We start from the raw sequence: 11,116 nt of genomic DNA on the forward strand, positions 1-11,116 counted from the left end.
AAACGGGTGCAGGGTCCGCGACCCTGCCCGCCGGAGGCTTCTAGACCTCTCCTTCAAACCCCAGCACGCTCAGTGCCCCATCGGCCAGCGGGCGTTGCAGTGACTTGGCCTCGGCCCACTCCGCCGTGAGCCAGCGGCGCATGTCGGCGGTTTCGGTCAGTATAACCGGCATGGCTTTGGGGTGGTGAGGAGCGACTTCGGCGTTTGGCTCGCAGGTGAGGAAGCCGAAGACGGTAAGCGTCACTTCGCCTTCGGCTTTCTTGCGCACCCCCGTCCAGCGGGCGGCAAGGCCGGCGAAGCAGGCGATGCCATCGCCCCGCGGCGCGAACCACAGCGGGCGCCAAAGCGGTCCAGAGCCGGCATCGGTTTTCACATGCTCCGCAAACGACGAGAACGGCACCAGGCAGCGATACGCCGGGCCGAGCCAGCGCCGCCAGTGCGGGGAGGCAGTGTTGCGGATGTTGGTGATGCCACGGTCCACCGATTTACCTTCAAGCGCAAACGCCGGGGACGGCATGCCCCAACGCGCCAAACTGAGTGTGGGGCTGAGTGTGGGGCCAGAGGTTTCGCCGCGCGCCAGCCCGATGATCGGCGCTTGCGCATCGGGGTAAATGCCGATGAGCACGGGCAAATTGCCCAGCCGGTCGGCCACGGCCCCCAGATCGAGCGCATGGGCGAGATCACGCAGCGCCTGCTGCCCCTTGGTGAGCGCATAGAGATTGCACATGGCCAACGTCCCTTGCAGCCGCCCCGCTGGCCGCCATCAAGCGCGGCAATCGGGGAATGGCAAGGGTTTCCGCCGTCCGTTCAGCAAGCGATACCGCGGCCCGGCACACAGCGCCGGGCCGCGGGGTACGCAGGCCCGAGGACGACGGCTTCCGGTCCGTCGGCCTCGGGCGATTGGGATGGGGCGCTGAGCCGCCGCGCGGTCAAAATGGCGGCGGGGTCAGGCTCCACATCCAGATTATGCTGGCCATGGTGCCAAACAGGCCCAGGCCAAAGCGGCGGGCGTTGCGGTCGCTGCCGGGTGCCGGAGCCGGACCAAGGCCAAGCGCAGTCCCGGTGTGGCCGGCGGTCTTGTCGATGACGGACCGCGGCCGCACCGCCAATGCCCGCACCTCGCGCAGCGCAGCTTGCGAGGCAGGCATTGCTGCCGGCGCGCCAGAACCACGATGAGCTGCATCAAATTGAACTGAATCGCGCTTTACTGAATCAAAACACACTGACACGGCCACCTCTGCCACTGATTGCAGGGTGGAAATGCCACACAGCCTTGCCGACAGCGCGGCAAGACTGGTCCATCATGGTGGGATCAGGGGCGGTTTCCGAACCAGATTGGCGGCAATCGTTGCGCCCAAGGTGCCGCCGCCTCCAACTGGAACGCCAGATCGAGCAGGCGGGCATCATCACCGCGCCGGCCAGCAAAATGCATGCCCAGCGGCAGGCCATTGGTGGCCTGCATGATTGGCACGCTCATCGCGGCGGCGCCGGCCATGTTCTGCACCGGCGTGTAGGCAACCAGCCGCATCATGTCGGCCATCAGTTCTGCCGGCGGGCGCGTGGGCGACAGATACCCCACCGGCACGGCGTGGCGGGTCAGCACCGGGGTGAACAACACGTCATGGTCGCGGAAACTGGCGTTGTAGGCGTCGCGGTATGCCGCCAATCGGCCCATCAGCGCGCCCACATCGGCCTGCGCCATGGCGGCGCCATTGCCAGCGAGATGGCGGGTGAGCGGCTCCAGTTTTGCAACGCCGTCGGTACCAAACGCCTTGTCCACCGCCACCACCGCGCTGGCTGCGCCCAGCGACCACAGCGCGACGAAATCGCGCGAAAAATCGCCCGGGTTGAACGGCCACGCCACGTCGATCACGCTGTGGCCCATGCCGGCAAGCAGGCTACGGGTGCGGGCGATGCCGGCCATCACCTCGGCATCGGGAATGGCGCCATCGGCGGTGGCAGTGACGACGCCGATGCGAAATCGTTCCCCCGCCGGGCCGGCCAGGCGCGGCACGGCGTCGCCCAGCCCATCGGCACCCCTGTGTTGTCATTGGGCGCTTGCAGCGCCGCCATGGCAAGCGCGGCATCGCGCACCGATCGGGTGAGCACGTGATCGACGGCGATATCGGCGGCATCATCGGCGCGCTTCTGGCCCACCATGCGTCCGCGGCTGGGCTTGAACCCGAACAGGCCGCACAACGCGGCCGGAATGCGGATCGAGCCGCCGCCATCATTGGCATGGGCAATCGGCACCACGCCTGCCGCCACCGCCGCCGCACTGCCGCCTGACGATCCGCCGGGGGAAAAATTCGGATTCCATGGGTTGCGGGTGACACCGTTTGCCAACGGCTCCGTCACGCACATCAAGCCGAATTCGGGGGTTGCCGTTTTGCCGATCGGCAAAGTGTTCATCTGCGCCAGCGCACCCACAAACGCTTCGTTGGTGGTGGCGGGCGGCGCGGCGGCAAAGGCGCGGCTGCCGTTGCGGGTGGGCCAGCCCTTGTAGTCGTTCAAATCCTTGATGAACGTCGGGATCACCGGCTGGCGATCATCCTTGGGCAGGCTGGCCAGGCTGCGCGGCCGGTCGATCAGGATGGCAAAATTCAGCTCGGCCTGCGCGGCATCGGCGCGGTCGAGCGCGGTCAGCACAGTCTCGCGCGCACTGGCATCACCGCTGCGAATGCGCTGCGCCAGGCCAGTGGCGTCTTCTGCCCCCGCCGCCAATGCACCCGCCGGCAAAACCGTCACAGCCGCGGCGCCAGCCAGCAAATGCCGCCGGTTGATATTCAAAACAGCCATGATGCCTGATCCCCTGCCAATCGCGGCAGCGTGGCACAGCGGCAACGGACAGAAAAGCGCAAAAGGCGGCGGTTCCGGCGGACCGAGGCGGTGCCCCTGCCCGCCGGAACATGCTGCGCGGTCAGGCAGCGACCGACCGGCGGCGGCGCGCCGCGCCCAAGGTCTGGCAAGCGCGCTGCCGAGGAGACGGCTTTGCCCGAAATCCAGCCGGTCGGCAGCTGCGCCCCCGGTCTACCGAAGGCGCTTGGCCTATTTCCGTTTGAACACCTGCTTGCCCGCCAGCCACGTCGCGGTAACCTTGATTTTCCACAGATCGCCTTCGGGCGCGGTGAACGGATCACGTTCCAGGGTGATGAAATCGGCCCATTTTCCGCGTTCCAGCGTACCGACCTTGGTTTCGGCATGACCGGCGCGGGCAGCCCAGGTGGTGAAACCGGCGAAGGCATCGACCATGCTCACCTTTTCCCACGGCCGCCAACCGCCGGCAGGCAGCCCGTCACGCGATTGGCGGGTCACGGCGGCGTGGATGCCGAACATCGGATCGGGCGGTTCCACAGGGAAATCGCTGCCGAACGCCAATTGCGCGCCGCTTTTCTTGATTTTCTGCCACGCATAGGCGCCGCCCAGCCGGTCTTCGCCCAGCCGCGCTTCGGCCATGCCCTTGTCGGATGTGGCGTGCGTGGGCTGCATCGACGCTATGACCTTGAGGCTGGCAAAGCGGCCCAGATCGGCCATGTCGACGATCTGCGCATGCTCGTTGCGGTGACGCAGCTTCATCCGCTCCGCCAGCGGGACGGCGGCAAAACCGTCCATTGTCGAGCGGTTGGCAGAATCGCCGATGGCGTGGACGTTGACCTGAAAACCATCGGCCGAACCTTCGGTGATATAGGTTTTCAGTTTGCCTGCCGGGGTGATGTCCAGCCCGCGCGTATTGGGCATATCGGCATACGGCGCGATCAGATACGCGCCGCGGCTGCCGAGCGCGCCGTCGGAAACCAGCTTCATCGATTGCATCGCCAGCCGGTCGTCCCAGCCCCACCTTATCGGGCCGCCGGGCGCGATGGCCTTGCGGTTGTCCGGCCCGCCCGCCATCGCATAGATACGCGCCGTCATCTTGCCGGCGTTGGCGAAGCGCACATATCGCTGCCAGGTGGGCTTATCCATGCCGGCATCGTGCGCACCGGTCAGGCCAACCTCGGCCATGGTTTCCAGGCTTTTCTCCAGCACAAGATCGAGCCGTTTTTCATCGTCATCGGGGATGACGCCGGTGATGAGCGCCATCGCCTTGTCGACAAACACGCCGGTAGGATTGCCGGCGGCATCACGAATGATCTCGCCGCCGTCAGGGGCCTGCGAAGCGCGGGTGATGCCGGCGGCGTTCATCGCGGCGGTGTTGGCCCAGCCGGCGTGGCCATCAACACGGGTAAACCATGCCGGGCGGTCACCGGTGACGGCATCAAGCTCGGCGGCGGTGGGGAAGCGGCCAATCAATTTGCCATCGGCGTACCAGCGTTCCTGGTTCCAGCCGCGGCCCATGATCCAGCCGGCTGCCGGGATGCCGGCCTTGATGCGGCCCAGCGCTTCGGGGATCGACGCCGAATCGCGCAGATCGACCACCAGCTTGAGTTCGCCCAGCCGCATCACATGGCCGTGCGCGTCGATCAGGCCCGGCCACAGCGTGGCGCCCTGCATGTCAACCTGCGTGCCCGCGGGCAGCTTGGCGCCGGCCTTCAACGTGGATTTGACCTTTCCATCGTCGCTCACCACCAGCGTCGCAAAGCGCTGCAACGCACCCTTGGCTCCGAGCGTGTAGCCATTGGCGTTGGTGTAAACCGTATCAGCGTGCGCTGCGCCGGCGGCGGCCAGCAATGCGGCAAGGATCAGTTTCTTCATTTCGGTCTCCCCGATTTTCAAAGGCTGCGCGCCATGAACACCCAGTGCGGGAACATGATTTCAGCCACTTCCACTTCAGGATAGGCCGGGATCGGCGCGAAGCCCAGCCGCTCATACAACCCAACGGCGGTTTCCAGCGTGGGCGAGGTATCGATGTACATGGTGTGATAGCCAAAGCGGCGGCCATCATCGATCAACCGTTCAACCAGCCGGCGGCCCAGCCCCTGCCCCTTGGCGACATCGCGGACATAAACGCGCTTCATCTCGCATACGCCGTCCCGTACCCGCCGCACCCCGCCCATGCCGATGGACTGGCCGTGCTGTTCGATGATGTAAAAACTGCTTTCGGGCGCGCCGGGGCCAAGCATCTTGGGCAACTGCGCCGGCAGATAAGCGCGGATATCGCCGCCAGGGAACAGATCGGCCAATGCCACCCCGAACCGCGCCGCAACGCCGGCAAACACAAATTCCAGATATTCGGTATTGAGATCGAGCAGCAGCGCGCTATCGCCGGGCAAGCGGGCGGGGCGGAAGGTGATCGTCACCGCACCAACCGCCGGATCAAACTCGAGGTATCCTGCCGCGCGCCGCCCACGGCTTGCACGTCGGCATAGAATTGATCGACCAGTGCGCCCATCGGCAGCGGCACGCCCAGCCGGCGGGCCTCGTCCAGCGCCAGGCCGAGGTCTTTGCGCATCCAGTCCACCGCAAAGCCGAAATCGAACTCGCCGCGCGACATGGTGCGGGCGCGGTTGTCCATCTGCCAGCTTTGGGCGGCGCCTTTGGAGATCACGTCCACCACCGCGTCCATGTCCAGCCCCGACTTCATGCCCAGCGCCATGCCTTCCGCAAGCCCCTGCAACACGCCGGCGATGCACAACTGGTTGACCATCTTGGTGAGCTGGCCGCTGCCGGCCGGGCCCATGTGGCCGATGCGCTGCGCATAGGCGCTCATCACCGGTTCGGCGGCGGCGAAGGCGGCTTCGCTACCGCCGACCATGATGGTGAGCTTGCCATTCTCCGCCCCGGCCTGGCCGCCGGAAACCGGGGCATCGACCACGTACAGCCCGCGCGCGTCGCCCTCAACGGCGAGGCGGCGGGCGATGGCCGCAGAAACCGTGGTGTGATCGATGAACAGCGTGCCGTGCATCATGGCGGCAAAGGCGCCGTCAGGGCCGAGGGTGACGGCTTCGAGATCGGCATCGGCGCCAACGCACGCAATCACCACATCTGCGCCTGCGGCCGCTGCGGCCGGCGTGGGGGCGGTGGTGCCGCCGTAAGCCGCCACCCATGCGTCGGCCTTGGCGGGCGTGCGGTTATACACGGTGAGCACGTGACCAGCGGCGGCCAGGTGCCGGGCCATGGGTGCGCCCATGATGCCGAGGCCCAGATAAGCGATTTTTCGTGCGGTGCTGCTCATGGCCGCCGCCTTACCGCGTGCCAGCGGGGCGGGCAATCAGCTGGCGTTTGGAACGGCGGGCAGGAAGAGCGACACCACATCGCGGGCCAACCGGGCCGGGCGCATGGTGGCGACATCGATGCAGCACCAGGTGCTTTTCACTTCAGCGATCACCTGTTCGCCGCGCTTGAACATCGTGGTGAAAAACGCCCGCGCGCCCTGCACGCTTTCGGCGACTACGCTGGCCACCACATCGTCTTCCAGAAACGCCGGCGCGCGGTAGCTGATGTTGTGATTGAGCGCGACCCACAGGTGATTGGCCACCTCTTCGGCGGGCGCGGTGTGCTGCCAATAGGCCACCACCGCATCCTGCACCCAGCGCAGATAAACGGCATTGTTGACATTGCCCATATGGTCAATGTCTGCCGCAGCAACCGCTACATCGTGCCGATACATCACGCCAAATCCCATACCAAACGCTGCAGAAACGTTGCTCATCGGCGCAATTGCCGGTCAAGCCCCGCAACCCGCATGCCTTGATATCATCATATAGTGACTATACGGACAATGGGTAGCGCAGCTGCAACTGCGGCGTTATGGAGCAGGCATGACCATTGCCGCTCCGCTGGTGCAGGACAGCCTGCCAATCTGCCTTGACGATGTGAAGGCCGCGGCCGCCGCCATTGCCGGCAAGGTGATCCGCACGCCCTGCCTGAAATCCGAAACACTGGGCCAGATGACCGGCGCAGAGGTATGGCTGAAGTTCGAAAATTTGCAGTTCACCGCCGCCTACAAGGAACGCGGCGCGCTCAACCGCCTGCTCACCCTGAATGCCGAAGAACGCGCGCGCGGGGTGATCGCGGCATCGGCCGGCAATCATGCGCAGGGGCTGGCCTATCATGCGCGCCGGCTGGGCATCCCGGCCACCATCGTCATGCCGCGCTTCACGCCGATCGTGAAGGTGCAGCAAACCGAAAGCCACAATGCCAATGTGGTGATGTTCGGCGAGACATATGACGACGCCAGCGCCCACGCCTTTGAATTGGCCGCCCAAAAGGGGCTGGTTTACGTTCACCCGTTCGATGATGCCAAGGTGATGGCCGGCCAGGGCACGGTGGGCCTGGAAATGCTGCAAGACGTGCCCGAACTTGATACGCTGGTGGTGCCCATCGGCGGCGGCGGGCTGATTTCGGGCATCGCGACCGTGGCCAAGGCGCAAGACCGCAATATCAGCGTGATCGGCGTGCAGGCGGAGCTGTATCCGTCGATGTATGCTGCCATGAAGGGGCAAGCGGCGACCTGCGACGGCGACACGCTGGCCGAAGGCATTGCCGTGAAAAACCCCGGCGTGCTGACGCAGCAGGTGGTGCGCGCCTTGGTCGATGATATCGTGCTGGTGGGCGAACGCGATCTGGAACGCGCGGTGGCGCTGCTGCTGGGCATCGAAAAAACCGTGGTCGAAGGCGCCGGCGCGGCTGGCCTCGCGGCCCTGCTGGCTCACCCGCAACGATTCAAAGGCGCCAAGGTTGGCCTGGTGCTGTGCGGCGGCAATATCGATACGCGGCTGCTCGCCAACGTGCTGCTGCGCGATCTGGCGCGGTCGGGCCGGCTGGCGCGGCTGCGCATCCGCCTCAAGGATCGGCCGGGGCAATTGTTCGAAGTGGCGCGCATCTTCGATCAGCAGCAGGTGAATATCCTGGAGGTGTATCACCAGCGCGTGTTCACCAATCTGCCGGCCAAGGGCCTGATCACCGATATCGAATGCGAAACCCGCGACCGCAATCACCTCGACCGGCTAGTGGAGGCGCTGCGCGCGGCCGGATATGAAACGCGATTGGTTGAAGCGGACTAAAACGGCCACAGACGGACTCGCCAGCCGCGCAAACCCGCAGTACCATCGCCGTTATCGGGGAATTGGCTCAAAAAGGGCCGCAAGCGGCAGGCGAGGGCGTCACGGGTGACCGATCAAAGCTATCGATTTCCGCGCTTTTTCGTGACCGCGCCTTCGGCATGCCCCTATCTACCGGGCCGCACCGAACGCAAGGTGTTTGCCGAACTCAAGGGCGACGATGCCCCGGCCATGGCCGAAGCATTGGGCCGCATCGGTTTTCGCCGCAGCCAGAACGTGGTCTATCGGCCCAGCTGCGATGGCTGCAACGCCTGCATTTCCGTGCGTGTGCCCACCGCGCGCTTCCAGCCCGGCCGCAGCCAAAAGAAATTGCTGGCCGCCCACGCCGATCTGGATGTGCACGCCTGCGAACCCTGGGCCACCGAAGAACAATGGGCGCTGCTGCGCCGCTATCTCTCCACCCGCCACCCCGAAGGCGGCATGGCAGCGATGGACGCGCATGATTTTTCCGACATGGTCGAACAATCGCCGGTTGATACGGTGATGGTGGAATATCGCGAACCCGGCGTCGATGGCCGGCTGGGGCGGCTGGTGGGCTGCTGCCTCACCGACAAACAATCAGACGGATTGTCGATGATCTACAGTTTCTATGATCCCGATCTCACCACCCGCACCGGAATGGGCAACTTCATCATCCTCGATCACATCACCCGCGCCGCCCGCGCCGGCTTGCCTTACGTGTATCTGGGCTACTGGATCGAAGGCTGTTCGCGCATGGCCTACAAAACCAAGTTCCGCCCGGTGGAAGCGCTGATCGGCGGGCAGTGGCGGGACGTGGACTGAAGCCGGGCCATATGCGAGACCCGCTCATGCCAAGCTTGTCGAGACGCAAGCCAGAACAGTAGAGCCTCACCCAGGCGGAATCAGCCGGTCAAGCATCCCCGTCGCCAGCGCTGCCTTCACATGATCGATGAACGCGCGCAATTTGGGCAGCACCTGGGCGTGGCCGGGGTAGTGCAGAAACAGGCCGGGGCTGGAGGGGGAGAGGGGGCTGAGCACCACTTCCAGGGCGCCGCTGCGCAGTTCGTCGATCACCAGGGGTTCGCTGACTTGGGCGAGGCCGAGGCCGCGGCGGGCGAGGGCGACCACGGCGGTGTTTTCGTTAACGATCACCCGGCCTTTGATCGCGATTTCGAGGCTGCGGTTGCCGTCGATCAGGCGCCACGGCATTATTGCGCCGTTGGAGATGCGCTGGCGGATGCAGTTGTGGGCTTTCAGATCGGCGGCAGTTTGGGGCCGGCCGTGTCGGTTCAGATAGTCGGGCGTTGCCACCACCACAAATCGGAACGGCGGGGAGAGGCGCACGCTGATCATGTCGGCTTCCAGCAGTTCGCCGACGCGGATGCCGGCGTCGTGCCCGCTGGCGGCGAGATCGATCAGGGCATCTTCGCCGGTCACTTCCACATCCACATCCGGGTACTGGTCGCAGAAATCGGCGATGATCGGTTCGATCAGGATCGGCACCACTGATCGCGGCATGTTGAGCCTGAGCAGCCCGGCCGGGCGCCCGCCATAGGTGCGCGCGCCTTCCCAGGCTGAAACCAGGCTGGCGAAGGCCGGCGCCGCCTGGGCGTGGAACAGCGCGCCGGCTTCGGTGAGGCCCACGGAGCGCGTGGTGCGGATGAAGAGCGGCACGCCGATGCGCTCTTCCAATTGGCGCACTGTCTGGCTGATGGCGGAGGGCGAGACGCCGAGATCCTCCGCGGCGACCCGGAAGGAGCGTTGTTCGGCGACACGCAGGAAGGCTTCGAGGCCGTCGAGCAGATTGCGGGGGATTATGTAGCTGTTCTTCATGGGGCGACAACCATTATCCGGATTAACTTGGGTCTGAGTGTGACTTAGAACTCGGTCATCGGCAAGCCAGCCAACACGGACTTGGGCACCGAACCAGGAAAGGACAAACCTATGATCATCACCCGCTCCACCATCGACCGCCTGACCATCACCGCCCTGCTGATGACCGCCACCATGCCGTTCGTGGCGCTGAGCCCGGTCAAGGCCGCCACCCCCAGTTGCGCCGCGCAGATGCAGGCCGTGCAGGCAAGCGCCGCCACCGCCGACCCGCAGGCCGCCGCCAAGGCGCTGCACACCGCCCGCGTTGCCGAGAAGATCTGCGCCGAAGGCAACCGATTTGAAGCGGCAAAGAAATTTGCCCAGTCCCGTGAACAGCTCGCTGCCACTGTGCAACTCGCCGATCGGCGCTGACATCGGGCACTGGCGCTTCCCGCCAGCCCAGTCTTGCGGCGGCTACCCTGCCCGGGTGGCCGCCGCTTGCTTTTACAGGCCCGCCAGCCCGATCAGCCGGGCGGTAGACGGATCGAATTCCATATCCTCCCCGGCCAGCACCGCATTGGCCAATTCCTTGCCCAGCTCCACGCCCCATTGATCGAACGGGTTGATGCCCAGCAGCACGGCGGCGGTGAAAACGCGGTGTTCGTAAAAGGCGATCAGCGCGCCCAGCGCGTGCGCGTCGAGCCGATCGAGCAACAGCGTGGACGACGGGCGATTGCCGCTGAACGTCTTGGCCCTAGCCAGCTTTGGGGCCAGCTTTGGCGCGAGTGCCGCATCACCGCCCGACAGCGCCAGCGCCTCCTCAAACGTCCGCCCCTTCAACAGCGCCGCGCCCTGCGCGAAACAATTGGCCAGCAATTGGCGGTGGTGGGTGGCCGGCAGGCCGTGCGCCGGTTCCAGCACCGCCACAAATTCCACTGGGCCAATGGCGGTGCCTTGGTGGATCAGCTGAAACACCGCGTGCTGGGCATCGATGCCGGTGCCGCCCCAGGTGATCGCCGCCGTTGGCCCCGCCAGCGGGCTGCCATCGCGGCCAACACCCTTGCCATTCGATTCCATTTCCAGTTGCTGCAAATAGGATGGCAGCAGCCGCAGCCGTTCATCATAAGCGAACACACCGCGCGTTTTCTGGCCCTGGCAATGCGCCGCCCACACATCGGCCAGCGCCGCCAGCACTGGCAAGTTCCGATCATGCGGGGTGTCGCGAAAATGCGCGTCCATCGCCGCAGCACCGGCGCGCAGCGCGGCCAGCGCCTCCGGCCCGCAACGGATGGCAAGCGGCAAACCGACAGCCGACCACAGCGAATAACGCCCGCCCACGCTTT

Annotated in this window: 12 protein-coding genes and 1 pseudogene; 3 read left to right on the forward strand and 10 right to left on the reverse strand. The window is 65.5% G+C overall.

Annotated elements, in window-relative coordinates:
- Positions 1–40: 40 nt before the first annotated feature.
- The 8 genes from ACESL8_RS02685 to ACESL8_RS02720 form a co-directional block, all read right to left on the reverse strand.
- Positions 41–727 (reverse strand): SOS response-associated peptidase, encoded by a 687-nt coding sequence (locus ACESL8_RS02685; RefSeq protein ID WP_372915682.1) that lies wholly within the window; start codon positions 725–727, stop codon positions 41–43.
- Positions 728–929: 202 nt separating this feature from the next.
- Positions 930–1,148 carry a hypothetical protein gene (locus ACESL8_RS02690; protein ID WP_372915684.1) on the reverse strand — a complete coding sequence of 73 codons (219 nt, stop codon included), beginning with the start codon at positions 1,146–1,148 and terminating at the stop codon, positions 930–932.
- A 164-nt stretch (positions 1,149–1,312) separates the two neighbouring features.
- Positions 1,313–2,014, reverse strand: coding sequence for an amidase family protein (locus ACESL8_RS02695; RefSeq protein ID WP_372915686.1), 702 nt, complete (start codon positions 2,012–2,014; stop codon positions 1,313–1,315).
- Complete coding sequence (locus tag ACESL8_RS02700) at positions 1,924–2,799, reverse strand: amidase family protein (protein WP_372915688.1); 876 nt, start codon at positions 2,797–2,799, stop codon at positions 1,924–1,926. Before ACESL8_RS02700 ends, ACESL8_RS02695 begins: the two co-directional genes overlap by 91 nt.
- A gap of 249 nt (positions 2,800–3,048) precedes the next feature.
- The gene (locus ACESL8_RS02705; protein WP_372915690.1) at positions 3,049–4,692 is read right to left on the reverse strand and encodes an amidohydrolase; all 1,644 of its coding nucleotides are present in this window, start codon (positions 4,690–4,692) and stop codon (positions 3,049–3,051) included.
- 17 nt (positions 4,693–4,709) lie between these two features.
- Entirely contained in the window at positions 4,710–5,237 is a 528-nt protein-coding gene (locus ACESL8_RS02710; protein WP_372915692.1) for a GNAT family N-acetyltransferase, read from the reverse strand.
- Complete coding sequence (locus tag ACESL8_RS02715) at positions 5,234–6,112, reverse strand: NAD(P)-dependent oxidoreductase (protein WP_372915694.1); 879 nt, start codon at positions 6,110–6,112, stop codon at positions 5,234–5,236. Before ACESL8_RS02715 ends, ACESL8_RS02710 begins: the two co-directional genes overlap by 4 nt.
- A 36-nt stretch (positions 6,113–6,148) precedes the next feature.
- Positions 6,149–6,562: an acyl-CoA thioesterase gene (locus ACESL8_RS02720; protein WP_372915704.1), complete on the reverse strand. Its 414-nt coding sequence runs from the start codon at positions 6,560–6,562 to the stop codon at positions 6,149–6,151.
- A 136-nt stretch (positions 6,563–6,698) separates the two neighbouring features.
- Between ACESL8_RS02720 and ACESL8_RS02725 the strand changes: the two genes are divergently transcribed.
- Positions 6,699–7,943, forward strand: coding sequence for a threonine ammonia-lyase (locus ACESL8_RS02725; protein ID WP_372915696.1), 1,245 nt, complete (start codon positions 6,699–6,701; stop codon positions 7,941–7,943).
- A 105-nt stretch (positions 7,944–8,048) separates the two neighbouring features.
- A complete protein-coding gene (locus tag ACESL8_RS02730; protein WP_372915698.1) occupies positions 8,049–8,783 on the forward strand; it encodes an arginyltransferase in 735 nt (244 codons plus the stop codon).
- 66 nt (positions 8,784–8,849) lie between these two features.
- Here ACESL8_RS02730 and ACESL8_RS02735 read toward each other — a convergent pair whose 3' ends face one another.
- Positions 8,850–9,794 (reverse strand): LysR family transcriptional regulator, encoded by a 945-nt coding sequence (locus ACESL8_RS02735; protein ID WP_372915700.1) that lies wholly within the window; start codon positions 9,792–9,794, stop codon positions 8,850–8,852.
- 111 nt (positions 9,795–9,905) lie between these two features.
- On the opposite strand from ACESL8_RS02735, the gene ACESL8_RS02740 reads away from it, so the two are divergent.
- Positions 9,906–10,205: a hypothetical protein gene (locus ACESL8_RS02740; RefSeq protein WP_372915702.1), complete on the forward strand. Its 300-nt coding sequence runs from the start codon at positions 9,906–9,908 to the stop codon at positions 10,203–10,205.
- A 72-nt stretch (positions 10,206–10,277) separates the two neighbouring features.
- On the opposite strand, the pseudogene ACESL8_RS02745 reads toward ACESL8_RS02740, so the two are convergent.
- Positions 10,278–11,116, reverse strand: a pseudogene (locus tag ACESL8_RS02745) (glucose-6-phosphate isomerase); the annotation flags it as partial.

The organism is Sandarakinorhabdus sp. (genome assembly GCF_041689835.1).
In the GTDB taxonomy this organism is placed as follows: Bacteria; Pseudomonadota; Alphaproteobacteria; order Sphingomonadales; family Sphingomonadaceae; genus Sandarakinorhabdus.